This window comes from Streptomyces smaragdinus (genome assembly GCF_009604385.1).
Classification (GTDB): Bacteria; Actinomycetota; Actinomycetes; order Streptomycetales; family Streptomycetaceae; genus Streptomyces; species Streptomyces smaragdinus.
The window spans coordinates 73,230-89,322 of the sequence record NZ_WEGJ01000029.1 but is presented as its reverse complement, the minus strand read 5'-3'; the positions used below and the strand labels follow the sequence as shown (position 1 = coordinate 89,322).

The window sequence follows — 16,093 nt, the reverse complement described above, 5'->3', positions numbered from 1 at the left end:
GCGGTCACCTGGGGGCAGATCGCCGACATCCTCCAGCAACGGGGCGAGACCGACGAAGCCCTACGGATCCGCCGGGAGGTCACCCTGCCGGTGTACGAACGGATCGGCGACACCCGCGAGGCCGCGGTCACCTGGGGGCAGATCGCCGACATCCTCCAGCAACGGGGCGAGACCGACGAAGCCCTACGGATCCGCCGGGAGGTCACCCTGCCGGTGTACGAACGGATCGGCGACACCCGCGAGGCCGCGGTCACCTGGGGGCAGATCGCCGACATCCTCCAGCAACGGGGCGAGACCGACGAAGCCCGCGAACTGCACCTCAAGCGACTGGAAGCCAATGAACAGCTCGGCAATGTGGAGGGCATCGCGGCAGCCAACTGGGACCTTGCAGGCATCGATCTGAGCCGCCAGGATCTCGCCGACGCATTACCAAGGCTGAACATCTCCTTCCAACTCCTCCTCAAGCTTCAGCGGGCCGACGGCATCGCGGTCGTCGGGGCAACCTGGGGACAGCTCCTGCTACATGCGGGGGAGCGCGAACAAGCGCGTCACGTGCTTCAGGCAGCCCAAACCGCTGCCGCCAAGATCGGGCACACGGACCTGGTCGACCACCTCGATGAACTGTTGAAGACCACGAACGACGGAGATGAGGAATCATGATCATCGAGCTTGTCGGAGCGGACACCGAAGCCGCCGGGAAGAGCATCAGCGAGTTGACCGCGAGCTGGGGCTACCCCGCCGAGCCCGTCCGGGCGGAGAAACCGGCTGAGGATCCGGACACCAAGGTCGTCGATCCGGTCTCGCTGGCCGCCCTCATCGTGTCCATCCCCTCGGCCGTGCTCGCGGTCGCGGACATCACCGACCGCATCCGCAATCGGCGCCGCGCCGGCGAGCTCATCGAACGCGCCCGGGAACTCCAGGCACAGCAGGCAACGGCACGCCTCGTCCTGGAGGACCGCTCCGTCGACCTCGCCACGCTCACCCCCGACCAACTCCTCGACCTCACCGCCGACGAGCAGTGAACCGCCGCGCCTCGGACAGCCGCACGGCGCCGACGTCCGCAGCCGGCTGACCTGGCCGGCTGCCGCACGCCGCAGCAGCGATCCTGCGCCACCCGGGCCGATAGACCACACCGGCCCAGGTGACGGGATCCCGCGCTCAGGTCGAGGCGCTACGCCGGAGGCGGACAGCTTCCGTGGCTCCCACACCAGCGGTATCGCCCCGCTCGACGGCCACGTGCCGCCGCCGTAGCAGCTCATCGCGCTCCATCAATGGGTACATCGAGAACCAAAAGCGCCCCGGCTGAGCCATCCCGCCCGGCTCCGCCAGGCCCCAAGCCGCCGGGCATGCGGCGCCAGGTATGCGAGGCGACCTCGCGCATGCGGGGCCCGGGAGGGCAAGGGCGACATCACAGGGCGTTGCCGCACAGCTCTGTGCGCACACACCGGTGCGCTAACCTCGTGTCACACAAGTCAGAGATTCGAATACTGCAGCCGATTACTCAATTGCCTAATAGTCTAGATGTCTAGCTTAGGGTCGAATATGACCGATTCGCCGTGGACCATCGACTCCATCGCCCACGCGCTCCCGCACCCGGAACTCCGCGCGGCTTTCACCCGTGAGGTGACCTTCACCGACGTCACCCAGCTCCCCGCCATCCTCGAGCGATGGCAGCGGACCGTCGAAGCCCTTGCAGCCGAACAGCCCCGCGTCGAGGACCTGCGCGAGTACGCTCTCCGACACGACGGCGCCCTGCCGTCGGACCACCGGGAAACCCCCGAGTCGCGTGCCCGCTTCGACGACTGGGAGGCCCGCATGCGGCAGCTACGCGAAGGACACAACGCGGCGTGACCTGGCACTTCGTCCGAAGCGAGTTTGCAAGAGGGCTCATCGAGGACATGCCCCTCGAAGCGCAGTTCGCGTTCGCTGACCTGCTCCCGCACCTCGAGCAAGACCCCGATACGGTGACGGAAGCCCACGGCCTCGACGTACCCGGCCCCGTCCGTATGCGCTCCACGGTGCTGCCGGGCACCCTCGCCGTCTTCCTCATCAGCGACACCACGGGGGAGATCTCCCTGGTGCAGGTCACCACCATCCCCTGATCACACGCACGAAGCAGCTCCGGCCGATCGGGCCGGAGCTGCTTTGCGTCCGGGACTACGCGGCGGGTCAGGCTTTCTCGCCGACGTCATGGTGTGCCGCCGGCGATCCAGCCATGCCCATGATGCGATCGCTCCAAGCTCCTCAAGCATCACGTGACGATTGAGAACCGAGCGGGTATCGTACTACTCAAGCGTCACGTGACGATTGACGGAGGAGTGCTGTGGCAGCGTGTTCGGTATGCGGCGGGACACTTCCCGCCCAGCGCGGGCCGCGGGCTCGCCAGTACTGTTCCCGGGCCTGCCAAGCCAAGGCGTACCGCGACCGTCAGGCGCGAAGCCTGGCGGCCCGGCTCGCCAACGGCAACGAGCCGGAGCTCGTGGCGGCGCATGCCGGTGCATCCGCGATGGAGCTGGCCAACAACCTGGCTGCCTCCGCCCGGCGTCTCGCCGACGCCCTGAACAATGGGCTCCCCGCGGACGACGTCGACCTGCGCGTCGTGACGACGATCCCGCCTGTTCTGACGGCCCGGGCACGACAGGCAGCAACGGCTCAACAAGTCCCGAGCACTGCCCCCGACCACGTCCGTACGACGACCGCTCCCGTCGCTCCGGACGCGGCCGCGCCCTCAACTCGCAGCACCACGCCCGCTGAATCGTCACGTGATGGTTCAGCAAGGCCCTCCAAGCGGCCCGCCGGCACCCCGAAGAGGACAGGATCCGCCCGGCGCACGCGGCTGTCGCAAAAGGCGGCGCGCGCCGTCGCGGACAGCGCCCGCTTGGTCAAAGGTGCGGATCACCGGGACACCCACCGCTGGGACTTGATCGCCGAGAACAGCTCCGTGCTGGGGCACGTGGAGCCGTCGTACGGCGGTACCGGCCGGCGCAACGGCTGGACGTACCGCCTCGCCGGCTCCTTCCCGCCCGCCGGTCCGTACAAGACGCGCGAGGACGCCGCGCTGCAGTGCGCACTGGCCTGGGTCCGTGTCGCCACGGCTCCGGTACGGCGCGCCCTCGCTGGAGACTGAACATCAGACATCACTCGCTCAAGTGAACGAATTTATGCAACAGGGCAGCCCGTAAGCATAGGTACAGGATAATGACAGTTATCCTGTACCTATGAGTGAGCGGGCAGATTCCACCTCCGAACCGGACGACACACCGGGCGTGGTCCTTGACAGCGCCATCGGAAGCGAACTCGCGTTCCCGAGTGCCGATCCGCGGCAGCACTGGCCGCTGCACGCCCGCCGGTTGTACGACAAACTCATCGCGATCTACGGCGAAGGCGACGCACTACCCACGGTGGCGGCCGCCTGGATCGCCCGGCAGCGCTCGGCCAACACACAGAAGACCTACGCGCGCGGCTTCACCGTCTTCGAGGCATACGTCCGCGAACACGGCGTACACCCGTTCGCAGTGACGTTCATGCTCGCGGACACCTTCCGCCTGTACCTCGAGACCGCCCCCACCCTCATCCGCGTCAAGGGCGGCGCGAAGAACGAGTTGGCCGCGGCCGGCCCACCGCGCTCAGACGCCTCCCGGGCCAACGTACTTTCCGCAGCAAGCTCGTTCTACGACTACACCCTCCGCCTCGACGGCCTGCCGGTAGCGAAGAACCCGTTCGCCGCGGTGCTGCGCCCGGTCATCGACCCGGACTACTCGGCCACCGAGGGCCTGACCGAACAGCAGACCGCGCTCCTGCTGACCACCGCCCGCGACGCCCACCTGCCGGCCAAGTACCGCCCACGGGCGTACGCGTTGCTGCTCGTGCTGTACGGACTCTGCCTGCGCGTGGACTCCCTGCTCGCCGCCCGGGTCGAGGACCTCGGCCACGACCGCGGCCACCACACCCTGGACGTACGGCTGAAGGGCGGGTCACGAAAGAAGAAGCCCGTCCCCCCGTACGTCTACGACGCCCTGATGACCCATCTGAACGGCCGCACCTCAGGCCACCTGTTCTGCACCGCCTCCGGAAAGCCCCTCGACGAACCGGCTGTCTGGCGACTGATCCGTTCCCTCGCCAAAAGAGCCGGACTACCGCAGGCCACCTCCATCCACCCCCACGTCATGAAGCACAACGCCATCACTCACGCCTTGGCCCGCCCCGGCGCCCGCATCGACAAAATCCAGTCCTGGGCCGACCACCAGGACGCCCGCACCACCCAGCGCTACAACCGCCGTAAAGAACTCCTCGACGACAGTCCCAGCTACGAACTCGCTGCAGGTCTCGCACACAGGCTCATCTCAATGCAGGGTTTCTCGTGAATCAACCCAAACAATCCGTGGGATTTTACGAACTGTCGGATCAATTTTTGGCACCCCTCCTGGGATTACTGGGCGCAGAACATCAAAGATTCGCTCCATCGTTCGATCGGAATATCCGGCCATACTCTCGCTAGCCTGCAAAAAAATGGCCCCCCCTCTCAATTTACTCACCTTGTAAAATGCCTCAGATCTCACCAGGGCGTCCACCCCTCCCAATCGCTCACCAAGGTCGGCCGATAGTACTGTCACCCAGGAGTACCCTCGAAGAATTTCCCTTCCATTTCTAATGGAATTTCGAGTACCGCCTCTGCGTAGAACAGTATCCAATCCAGTTTCTCGGGGACCCAAAAGATCGTCGGTGATATGCCCGAACGTTACCCCATCGCGACTTGCAGTCTTGCGGAAGAAACCTACCCAAAGTTCGTTTTTGTTTATCGCACTCGGAAGCAAATGAGAGCCGAATGTGGAAACCGCTTGGAGTTGCGCAATCCATGGATATTCCTCATCGACCGATAGGGTCAAATCCAGTCGATCAATCCCATTTTCATAAGGGATGCCATTACTGTCAAGTCGGCACAGGGTGAGTCTCGCTCCATCCGGAAAATAACTTACTTCATTTCTCATCCAGCGCAATGACGCATCCGAAAGCGGCCGACTTTCTGCGATGCTTCGATCGGAATTCCAAACATGCACTTCACCCCACACGCTAAAGGGAAGACCGTGAGCCTCATTCCATTCGTTAGGCCTCATCATCGGGAATGATTTGAGCGCGGCCTGCCACTCTTTCGGAGCCAGATTTTCAGCCCCGGAAGTCAGCCAGTGAGCTGATGTGGTTGGGAAGTCTCGCGCTCCTGCAGAGTCGAAATCGATCATCGCGCTGAGCATCCGGGTATCATCTTTCATTCAAACCTCTCATAGTCGCAAATCAAATCTTACCGCCATAGATTAGGAGCGTGGTGGTCGCAGCAGCACGACCACCACGCTTCCCTTTCATCCGTGAGTCATGCGCAGCCCGCTAGGCCACCAGCCCCCATGCCCCGCTTAGCATCGTGCCAGACAGGGCGAAGCTGGCCGGGTCATCAAGCACCCCGACCCCTCCAGTTGCTACATCCTCGGCAACAGTTCCCACGCCAATCCCAATCGCACCCACGGTCAGGCCAGCCGCAACTACTACTTCACCGACCGAAGTTCCGTCTCCTTCAGTCTTCTCCTTCTCTTTCTCCTTTTTTTTGTCTTCCGCATACCACCTGATTCCTGGATGTGTATTCTCATTTCCCGACCAGGCGGAAACAGGATTACCTCTCGGACTCTGCAGCTTAGAACTAGGGAGTCCGAAGCCCGGCTTCACTGTGACATCTGGCGCGTAGTGATTATACTCGTCCTGCAGCTTGTCTATGTATCGCTGAAGCTGCTTCGGCGCCTGAGTCCAGTGGGATTCCATATTACCCTTTTCGTTCCATTCGGTTTGACCTCCCCGAGATTTTATTTCCCAAATCCACACTTCATTCTTGTTCGCCCCCGTACCCGTCAGAATTATGTCGGCGTAACCCATAGGTTCGCCCTTCTTCCCAGAGTACGGGATCACGTTGTCCAGGCGACTTACAGTTATCGTTCCCGTAATCCCTTCAAGTTTCATTTGCGCTTCGATGAGCGGGACAGTGTTCGCCACAACCAGATCGTGCAAACTGGTGAAGTCGAGCGGCGAATACCGACTTCCATCCGGCTCTTCGGCTATTCGATGGCCGTCGAGCTCAACGAATGATGCGGGATTCCCTCCAGCGAAGGCGTATCGGTTTCCGGTGTATGGATCCGCGCCGAGATTCATGTCGGCGAGGGCCCCACTGTACGCGTCTCGGGTGGTGAAGCGATTCAAGCCCGGGTTGTAGTCGCGGAATCCCATGTCGTAGGTTCCGCTAGCGGCGTCCCAGCGCTTCGAGTTGAAGCGGTAGGGGTTGTATGCCTCCTTGGAGGGGTTATCGGCTTCAGGCTTGTCAATTCCGGTGAATTCAGCGTTGTCGTTTTTGCCGTAGGCGGTGTAGCCGTAGGTGGCTTTACTATTTCCGTTTTCATCCGTAAGGGTTTCGGTGTCCGTGTGGCTGTTGTACCCGTAGACGCCGAGTTCCTCGGTGTCGTCGCTTTTGTGTTTCAGTTGCGACAGGCGTTCGCCCCAGGGGCTGTACTGAAACGACTTGGCGACTTCACCGGCAACAACCTCACTGAGAACTTCGCTGGAAATGCCGAGGTAGTTGTAGTCGGTAGTCTTGCCGCTTTCGGTCTTGGACGCAGTGCGATCCAGAGGATCGAAGGTGTAGGTAGACGTCTTCGTGGTGCCGTCGTCCTGAAGCTTGGTGTGCTTGATGATGTGGTCGTAGCCGTCGTAGTCGCTGTCTTCCAGGATCTTTCCGCCAGAGGCCACGGTGTCGAGGCGGCCGTAGGCGTCGTAGTTGTAGCTGGCGCTGGTGCCGGCGCTGGTGGCGCTGAGAAGACGGTTGCGGTCGTAGGTGAACGTCGTGGTGACGTTCTTGATGGTCTGGGTGGTGACGTTGGCGTTGTTGTCGTGGATGTAGGTTTCGGTTCCTGCGCCATTGCCGGTTTTGACGGCCTGCTTGAGGCGGTCGGCGGGGTCGTAGGTGTAGTTGGTGGTGGAGGTGAGGTATTCGGTGTGGATGTCGGCGTTCATCTTGCTCGCCACGTCCTGTGCCTTGTTGCCGTTGGCGTCATAGGCGTAGGTGTGGGACGAGACAAGGACTCCGCCGGGCTTTTCCTCCTTCTGGGTTTTGAGAGCGCCGTTGAGGTAGTAGGTGTAGTCGACCGTGTTGTCGTTGGCCTTGATCTCGTGAAGCCTCTGACCCCGGTCGGTGTAGGTGTAGCTGGTGGTTTCCGGATCGTCGTCCGCGGCCGACTCGCCAACCTTCACCGTTTTGACCAGGTCGCGTAGGTCGTAGGTGTATTCGGAGTACTGCTGGGGGTGGCTGACGGTTTCCGGCAGGCCGTTGGCGTCGTAGCCGAATTCGGTGGTCTTCTTTACCGTGCCGGCCAGCAGCTCCTCGAGCTTGTTGAGCTGGTTGAGGCCGGTGTAGCTCATCCGGTAGGTGTCGATCTTGGCTGTGGATGAGGTGTCGGTGAGCTGGGTGAGGTTGCCGTTGAGATCGTAGGTGTAGGCGGCGTCCTTGTGTTCGTTGTCCGTCTCGGTGGGGGTACGGACCAGCTTCACCGCATCCGCCACCACGATGCCGGTGGCGTTCTGGGCCAGGCGGATGGTGTCGGTGTTGCCCTGCTTGAGGGGGTAGGAACCGAGGCTGACCCACGTGCCGGTGTTCTGGGTCTGGTCGACCGTCTTGTCGGTGGCCGTGCCGTCGTGGGTGATGGTGTACTTCGCGGTGGTGGCGGCGCCGGTGACCTCGGGGAACTTGGCGTAGACGGTGTAGGTGCCGTCGGCCGGGGTGTTCAGGTTCCAGGTGAAGGTGTCGGTTCCGGTGCCGGCGGTGTGGGCGCGGTGGTCGTGGCCCTGCTGGCCGGCCGCGGTGGCGGTGCTCCAGGTGCCGGTGGCTGTGGTGGTCTGGGTGTCGGAGTTGTCGGTGACGACTACGTCCTTGCCGACGGGGACGCCGGTGTCGGAGCGGGCCTGGAGGCTGCCGTCGGGGTAGTAGGACCAGCCCATGGTGCGGGTGGAGTCGCCGCCGGCCGAGGTCAGGGTGCGGGACTGCTGCTGGCCGAGGTCGGTGTAGTCGTACTGGGTGCGGATGTCCCAGGGGTCGGTGGAGGTGTAGGTCCAGCCGTTGTCGTAGTAGGTGTAGTCGGTGTCGTTGCGGACCGTCTGGCCCTCCGACGGGGGCAGGGAGACCTTCGTGACCCGGCCCACCTTGTCGTACACCGTTTCGGTGTAGACGTCGTCCCGGTTGTAGCGGGAGTCGGCGGGGTCGTAGGGCTGGAACTGCTTGACCGGCCGGTTGAGCTTGTCGTACTCCGTGCGGGCGACGAAGTCGTCCGCGACGCCTGGCGTGTTCACGCCGCGCGGGGTGATGACCTTGGTGCGGTTGCCGGCCGCGTCGTACTCGAACTTGGTCGTGCGGATGGTGGAGCCCTCGTACGGGGTCTTCACCTCGGCGGGGACGCCGCGGGGGTCGGGGACGATCTCGGTGGTGTTGCCTTCCTGGTCGGTGGTGGATTTGACGACCGAGTCGAGGTCGTAGACGGTCGTGGCGGACTTGCCGGCCGCGTCGGTGACCTTCCAGGCGCGGTGGTTGCGGTCGTATTCCGTGAGGGTGGTGTAGTCGTCGGTGTCGGGGGTGGCGTTCTTCTTCGGGTCGACGACCTTGGTGAGGTTGCCGACCTCGTCGTAGGTATAGGAGACCGTGTCGCCCTCGGCGTTGACCACGGACGTGAGCTGGTAGATGTCGTCGTAGTGGTTGGTGGTGACGTAGTCGGTCAGGTCACCGGTGGTCGCGGCGCCCTTGGGCTCGGTGGTCGTGAGGAGGTTGCCGACGGTGTCGTAGGTGTAGACGGTCTTGCGGCCAGTGTTGTTGTTGTCCGGGCCGATGGCCCAGGAGACCTGGTCAGCGGCGTCGTACTGCGCCCGGGACACCGCGCCGGTGGGTGCGGTCGCCTTCGTGACGTTGTCGTTGGCGTCGTACTCCGGCGCCGGCGTCGTGATGAACTCGCCGTCGTCCTGAACCTTCGGGACAGTACTGACCTTGGGCCGGCCGAAGGTGTCGTAGGTCTGGCTGGTCTCCTTCTCGTTGGCGTCGATCACCGATTCGACCTGGCCGCGTTCGTCGTAGACGAACTTGGTGGGCTCGCCGTACGGGTCGGTGATCGTCTGCGGGTAGCCGTTGGCGTCGAAGCCCGTGTTCTGTGAGGCGTTGCCGCGGGCGTCGGTCGCCTTGGTCAGCTGGCCGTAGGCGTCGTAGTCGTACTTGACCGTGGGCCCGCTGGTGGTTGGCGCACAGACGCTGGGGTCGGTGGGCCAGGTCGCCGTGCCGCGGGGGTCGGTGACGGTCTTGAGGTTGCCGTAGCAGTCGTAGCCGAAGGTGGAGGTGCGGCCCTGCGGGGAGGTCTTGCGGACCAGGTCGGCCGCGTAGCCGTCGAGCCGGGTGCGGTACTCGTACTTCGCGGCCCCGGGCAGGCTGGTGTCGTTGGCCGGGTTGCAGTAGAACGTGGCGACCAACCACTGGGAATCCCAGTCATCGGTCTGCTCCGCGGACCACTGGCGCAGCGGGTAGCCGGTCTTGGAGTCGTAGCAGAACGTGCTCTTGGCGTGGTTGGCTTCCTCGAGGTAGGTGACGTTGTTGTCGGTGTCCCAGTTCAGCGTGGTGGTTTCGGCCTTGGCGTTGGTCACCTGCCTCTGGCGGCCGAAGTCATCCAGTACATAGTTGGTGGCGTGCGCCTGGGCGTCGGTGACAGTGGTGTCCGTGAATTCGTCGTTGGTCTCGTCCGGCTTGTAGGCGAACGTGGTGTCGTGGCCGAGACGGTCGTTGATCGTCTTGGTCCACCAGTGGTACTTCGGGTTGTCCTTGTCGTTGGGCTCGTTGTAGGTCAGCCGGGTCGGGTTGCCCCGGGGGTCGGTGGCGGTGACGAGTTTGACGTTCTTGTTGCCCTGGGTGGCGTCGTAGGTGAAGCGGAACACCTTGGGGGCGCCGTCGGTGGAGCCGACTCCGTCGGTGAACTGTCCGAGGAGGCCCTGGGTGGTGTAGTAGAACTCGATCTTGCGGCCGGAGATGTCGGTGACCGAGCGCAGGTGGTCGTAGATCTTGGAGTTGGTGAGCTTGCCGTTGTCGGTGACGAGGTCACCGGCGTCGTTGATGTACTGGTAGCCGTCCTGGCCCTTCTCCCAGTAGTCGACCGTCAGTGTGGTGCGGTCGGCGGGGTCGGTGATGTAGCGCAGGAACTTCGTCGGCTTGTTGTTGGATTTGCGCTCCTCGTACGAGAACGACATGGTGTTGCCGTTCTTGTCGATGGTCTGCGTCATGTAGCCGTCGCAGCCGAAGAGGAACCGGGTGCCGTCCGGGCGGGTCATCGTCCAGGCGTCGGGGACGGGGTCCTTGTCCGGCGTGCAGTCCAGGCCCGCCTTCGCGGTGAGCCGGTAGTGGACACCGGCCGGTGCCTTCCACGTGCCGTCGCCCTGCTTGCGGAAGACGTGCGTGGTGCCGTCGCCGTCCGGGAGGCGGACTTCGGTGGGGTTGGGGTTGGGGTGGAAGTCCAGCGGTGCGCCGAGGCGGACGGGTCCGGATGCCTGCATGGACCAGCCGCCGCCGGAGACCGTGTCGGAGGTGTCCAGGCTGTTGTAGGCGAGGCGGAAGAACGTGTTCAGGCCCCGGCCGGGGTTGGTGAACGCGTTGTACGACCACACGCTGTTGCCGGCGGCGAGGTTGTTCATCACCGTGGAGCCGGCGCCGGTGTTCTTGCCCGCGTAGGCGTAGAACTTCTCCAGCCCGATCTGGTTGGAGGTCGGGTCCTCCACCGCCACGTTCTGGGTCAGTCCCGGGGCACCGCCCGCGGTGTCGGAGAGCCAGGTGGAGGTGGTCTTGTTGTAGACGTCCCAGGTCAAAACCCAGTCGGTGCGCTTGTTGCCCTCGTCGGAGTTGGTCGGGGTGTTGACCTGCGCGTTGACGGTGGCCGATGAGCCCGGTGGGATGTTCAGCGGCAGGTTCGTCTGCAGCGCGGTACCGCCGCCGGGCGGCGTGGAGCCGTCGGGCAGGGTCCAGCGGTAGGACAGCACCCGCTCCACCGCGGAGGCGTTCCAGGTGGTGTTCGTGGTGTTGGTGACCGTGGTCTTGACCGTGTAGGTGGAGTTCGGGGTCATGCGCTGCGGGGTGGCCGGCGCGTAGTAGGTGTCCTCGGCGGTGGCGTCGACGTAGATGACGCGCATGAGCGGGCCGAGCTGCCAGTCGAAGGCCTCCGAGGACAGGAACACGGTGCGTTCCTGCGGCCCGCTGCTGGTCTCGTTCTTCAGTTTGATCATCGCGCCCTTGTTGGACGACGGTGTCTTGACCCAGTCCTGGACCATCTTGGTCGCGCCCCAGTAGTGCCGGCCCAGGTCGGTGGTGATCTGTGGCACGGTGTCGGAGACGGTGGCGGAGATGTCGCCGCCGGGGGTGGTCCAGCTGGTGGTGGCGTCGGCCTTGTTCCAGGTGGCGGCGGTTTCCGCGAAGTCGCGGGTCATGGGATGGAGCTCGTAGACCGCGCCGGCGGTTTCGCTGGTGGTCTGCGCCGCCCACATGTCCAGCTCCGCATCCACGACGGTGGCCGTGGTCGGGATGCCGGTGGTGGGGAACTTCAGCGCCGCGCGGGTGACCCCGTACAGGCCGGAGTTGTTGCCGACGGATATCCACTTCTGCATGATGCCGGCGGATTCGAGGGTGTCGTGGTTGGCGGTCGGCTGGAGGGACGACAGGGTGGTGTCGGTGACGCCGGCGTGGTTGCGGTCGGGGTCGCCCTGGATGAGTTTCATGGTGCGGCCGGCCTGGGGGATGCCCACGGCCCGCGTGGGTGAGGGCAGAAGGGCGCCGTTCTTGGTCTTGACCGCGATCATGTAGTAGTAGACGCGGCTGATCTGCTCGTCCGCCGACGGCGCAGAGGGGGTTGCGGTGGTGTCGGTGTAGGAGCTGGTGCTCTGACCCGCGATCGGGGTGACCAGGGTGCCCGGGCCGGGGGTGAAGGTGCGGGAGTAGGAGCGGTGCAGCTGGTACTCCACGAAGTTGTCACCCGTGTTGCCGGTGGTGTTGGAGTACTTGTTCCACGACAGCTCCGGACCGGTGGAGTGCACGGTCGTCGGAGAGGCCAAGCTGGAGCCGGCCTTGCCGTAGACGACGGTCAGCCGCGGCACCGTAGAGATCTCGCCGCCGTAGTTCCCGTCGCCGGCCTCGTACAGCGGCCCGCCCAGCGCCCCGTCCGCGCTCTCGTCCTCGGCTTTGATTACGAAGCCGTAGTTGGCGGCGGAACCGTCCAGCCACTTTTGGACCGTGTCCCCGACGGGGAAGTCGTGCCACTGGCTGTACTCGCCGATGTTCTTCACGATGGTCGACGGGTTGACCAGGCGGATCGCGTCCGCGATCGTCCGCTTGGTCGACGAGCCCGTGTCACCGACGACGATCTTGCCGGCCGTGCCCTTCTCGAAGAACAGCTGGCCGTTGGAGACCGGCTTCCACGCCGGCGCGCCGCTCGTGGTCTGGTCGACCGTGACCTGCGTGGTCTGCGGCGTGCTGTCCTCGGTGGAGTGGTTGAGGGTGTAGGGGGCGGCGCTGGTGGCGTCCGCCAGGGGCCCGACGTGCGCGTCGACCTGGTAGGAGGCCTTCTCGGGCACCGTGGGCTGGAAGGTGTAGGACTCGCCGGTGGCGGTGTTCTTGTTGGCGGCGAAGTCGTTGCCGATGTTGACGGCCCCGATCGTGCCCACCCGCGGCCACTCGCCCACCGCCGCCGTACCGGGATCGCCGTCGTCCAGCATCACCGAGGTGCCCGACAGCTCACCCACGAACGACGAGGTCTTGCTCCAGTTGGCGTCGGTCTCGTTCCACGCGCCGGTGGCACGGTGCGCGCCGATCACCACGTTCTGGCCGTTGCTGGTGTGCGACTGGTCGAAGTACACGGACATCCGCGCCGAGTCGATCTTCGTGCCGGCGGGAATGCTGTCCAGCGGGAACTTCAGCAGCGAGCGCGACAGACCCGTGTTGGTCTTGCCGACGGACAGCTGCCAGGTGCTGTTGAAGTTCGTCGTCGGCTGGTCGGACATGACCATCACGTCCTGCGACTCCGCCGCCGACGGCACGATGGTCACCGTCGGGTCCGCCGTCACCGGATACACGCGCTCCGGGGACGCGAGCCACTTCGCGTCCGGGGTGACCGTCAGCGTCCAGCCGCCGCCGGGGGCCTTGGCCAGCTTCTGGGTGATCTTCGTGGAGTAGGTGCCCCCGGTCGGGGACAGCCGGTCCTTCGCCGCGTCCGTCAGGTACGGGGCGGGAATCACCATCACCGGCTCGGTGGGGTGCTCGCCGAAGACGGCGATCGAGCCGTCCTTGCGCTGCTCGGGTATCAGACCCTTGTTCAGGTCGAGGGTGAAGGTGTAGGACACCGGGCCCTTCGGCGCCGCGTTGATGACCAGGTTCTCCTTCACCTGGCCCCGGCCCACCACATACTCGAGGTCCGTCTGGGGCAGCGCGTCCTTGTACGTGACGGTGTTGCCCTTGACCTGCGGGGTGAGGTGTCCGGCGTCCTTGAGGCCGAAGGTCACGCCCGCGCCGCCCGGGCCCTCGAACCGGGCCAGCCTGCCGGCACTGTCACCGAAGTAGCTGCGGCCCAGGTTCGTCGTGTTCGCCAGAGCGAACCCCTTGGCCTCCTCGGGCCGGATACCCGGGTCGATGGGCTTCCACCGGCTGCCCGAGCGGTACACGGTGGGCACCGCGGACAGCTCCGCCTCCACCCGCCCGTCCGACAGTTCGAAGAACCGGGCCGTGGGAGTGCGCCGGCCGGTGAGTTCCCTGACCCGCTTGGCCTCCGGCTCGGCCTTCCCCTTCGGCAGCTTCTCCCGGGACGGGATCTCCAGCTTGCCGCCCGGCGATGGATGGCTGTCGCCCTTGTCGTCGTCATCGTCGGAGAACCAGCCCTTGACGGTGTCGACGACCCCCTTACCACCACTGTTGCCGTCGGCGGCGAAGGCAACTTGCGGTAACCCGGCGGCAAGGACCCCTGCCACCGTGGCGCACGCAAGTGCCCGTTGAAGGTTGCGTTTCACGCGTTTCCTTCCGCAGCAGCACGCCCCACCTCGGGGCGTGCTTGACCCAGGCATGACAGCCCAATGGCTGCTATGCCCTGACAATCCCTCATAAAGCGAGGGGAGGGTGCACGCCCCAACGTGCTCCTCTCATCACTCAGCGCCACGGACGCCGCCAGCGTCACACCGAACAGGGGTTCTGTGACATGGATCACTAACGGTGCGTCAATTCGTCCAAATGTGCGGGGAGTTGCTCCACGTGATCGAACCACTACCTCTGGTGCCCGATCGTGGGGTCGGTGTATAACCCACTAGCCCGTGTGCGAGCGGTACGGACCAACCCGGTCCCGGCCGATCCCCACCGCCATGTCGGCACCGTCACTCACGTCCGGTGCGCACCCATGGCGCGGTGCACGCCGGACCTGGCTCGCACCCAGGAGGCCGCCGAATGTCCCGCCCGCGCACGTTGACCCGCGCCCGACTCATCCTCGCCGCACCGGCCCTCGCCGGACTCCTCGTCCTGGCCGCGCCCCAGCCCGCAGCCGCTGCGGCAGCACCGGCCACCGCGGACTTCAACGCCGACGGGAAGGCCGACCTCGCCGTCGGCATCCCGCAGGCCGCCGACGCCACCATCGCCGCGGCGGGCGCGGTCTCGATCGCCCCGGGTTCCGCCACCGGCTCCAACGGCGCCGCGAAGATCACCATCACCCAGAACAGCACCGTCGGCGGCGTCGACGTCCCCGGCAGCTCCGAAGCGGGCGACAGCTTCGGCGCCTCAACCTCCTGGGGCGACATCAACGGCGACGGCCGCGCCGACCTCGCCGTCGGCGCCCCCGGCGAGGACGACACCAGCAACACCGACTCCGGCGCCGTCTCCCTCTTCTACGGCTCGGCCACCGGCTTGACCGCTGACCCCACCCACCGTCTCACCCCCGTCGCCAGCCGCACCTCCGGTGACCGCTGCGGCGAGGCCCTCACCGTCGGCGACTTCACCGCCGACGGCCACGCCGACGTCCTGGTCTTCTGCCCCGGCTCCTACCAGACCTGGTGGGTCGACGGCGCCACCGGCACCGTCCAATCCACCGCCCCCGCCCAAGCCCCCGAGGCAGCCTCGGCCCCCCTGTCCGCCACCGGCGCGGCGGCGGCCACGGCAGCCGACGTCGACAAGGACGGATACGTCGACGCTGTGGTCACCTTCCGCCAGTGGGACGGCACCAGCCCCCTGTACGTCCTGCCCGGCTCCCCCGACGGCCCCACCACCGACACCGCCTACGTCCTCGACAACGCCGGCGGCGCCTCCCTCACCACCGGCGACCTCAACAAGGACACCTACCCAGACGTCATCGTCGGCCAGCCCGACGACGTCACCGGCGGCCGCATCACCGCCTACTACGGCTCCGCCACCGGCCTCGACACCACCCGCACCACCGTCATCGACCAGGAAACCACCGGCGTACCCGGCGCCAGCGAAACCGGCGACGACATGGGCGCCTCCGTCTCCGCCGGCGACGTCAACCACGACGGCTACACCGACGTCCTGACCGGCGCCCCCGGCGAAGACATCGCCGTCGACACCGTCGACACCCCCGACACCGGCACCAGCCTCCTCCTCTACGGCTCCGCCACCGGCCTCACCGGCACCAACTCCCGCGCCCTCAACCAAGACGAATCCGACACCAGCGGCTCCATCACCGGATCCGCCGAACCCGGCGACACCACCGGCACCGCCACCGCCCTCCTAGACGCCACCGGCGACGGCTACGCCGACATCGCCCTCGGCTGCGCAGGCGAAAACACCGGCGACGGCATCATCCTCATGATCAACGCCACCACCACCGGCTTCGACTACGCCAACAGCCAGGGCCCCGGCATCGGCACCTTCCTCGTCCCCGCCGGCGCCCACATCGGCCAGGTCCTCGCCCCCTGACCACCCACGGGGTCCGGTGTTCACACCGGACCCCGGCAAAACGCGGCACCTCAGCCGCCCTCGCACCCAACCGCGAACCGTCGACCGCAGTTCATC

At 65.5% G+C, this 16,093-nt stretch carries 8 protein-coding genes and 1 pseudogene; 7 read left to right on the top strand and 2 right to left on the bottom strand.

All coding sequences use genetic code 11. The features are described 5' to 3' along the window. The 6 genes and pseudogenes from SRB5_RS26850 to SRB5_RS26825 all read left to right on the top strand — a co-directional run. Positions 1–660, top strand: a pseudogene (locus tag SRB5_RS26850) (tetratricopeptide repeat protein); the annotation flags it as partial. After that, the gene (locus tag SRB5_RS26845) at positions 657–1,022 is read left to right on the top strand and encodes a hypothetical protein (protein ID WP_153456014.1); all 366 of its coding nucleotides are present in this window, start codon (positions 657–659) and stop codon (positions 1,020–1,022) included. The pseudogene SRB5_RS26850 and the gene SRB5_RS26845, both read left to right, overlap by 4 nt. A gap of 520 nt (positions 1,023–1,542) precedes the next feature. After that, on the top strand, positions 1,543–1,851 hold the full coding sequence (locus tag SRB5_RS26840; RefSeq protein ID WP_153456013.1) for a hypothetical protein: 309 nt from the start codon (positions 1,543–1,545) through the stop codon (positions 1,849–1,851). A gap of 47 nt (positions 1,852–1,898) precedes the next feature. Next, on the top strand, positions 1,899–2,102 hold the full coding sequence (locus SRB5_RS26835; protein ID WP_153456012.1) for a hypothetical protein: 204 nt from the start codon (positions 1,899–1,901) through the stop codon (positions 2,100–2,102). 818 nt (positions 2,103–2,920) lie between these two features. After that, a complete protein-coding gene (locus SRB5_RS26830) occupies positions 2,921–3,127 on the top strand; it encodes a hypothetical protein (RefSeq protein WP_153456011.1) in 207 nt (68 codons plus the stop codon). A gap of 91 nt (positions 3,128–3,218) precedes the next feature. Then, on the top strand, positions 3,219–4,364 hold the full coding sequence (locus SRB5_RS26825; RefSeq protein ID WP_153456010.1) for a tyrosine-type recombinase/integrase: 1,146 nt from the start codon (positions 3,219–3,221) through the stop codon (positions 4,362–4,364). Here the strand turns inward: SRB5_RS26825 and SRB5_RS26820 are convergent. Both SRB5_RS26820 and SRB5_RS26815 read right to left on the bottom strand, forming a co-directional pair. After that, complete coding sequence (locus tag SRB5_RS26820) at positions 4,344–5,237, bottom strand: hypothetical protein (protein ID WP_153456009.1); 894 nt, start codon at positions 5,235–5,237, stop codon at positions 4,344–4,346. The two genes, SRB5_RS26825 and SRB5_RS26820, sit on opposite strands and share 21 nt — an antisense overlap. A 142-nt stretch (positions 5,238–5,379) precedes the next feature. Continuing rightward, complete coding sequence (locus SRB5_RS26815) at positions 5,380–13,098, bottom strand: golvesin C-terminal-like domain-containing protein (protein ID WP_228390471.1); 7,719 nt, start codon at positions 13,096–13,098, stop codon at positions 5,380–5,382. Positions 13,099–14,518: 1,420 nt separating this feature from the next. Here SRB5_RS26815 and SRB5_RS26810 point away from each other — a divergent pair. Then, positions 14,519–15,997, top strand: coding sequence for an FG-GAP-like repeat-containing protein (locus SRB5_RS26810; protein WP_153456007.1), 1,479 nt, complete (start codon positions 14,519–14,521; stop codon positions 15,995–15,997). Positions 15,998–16,093: the final 96 nt, after the last annotated feature.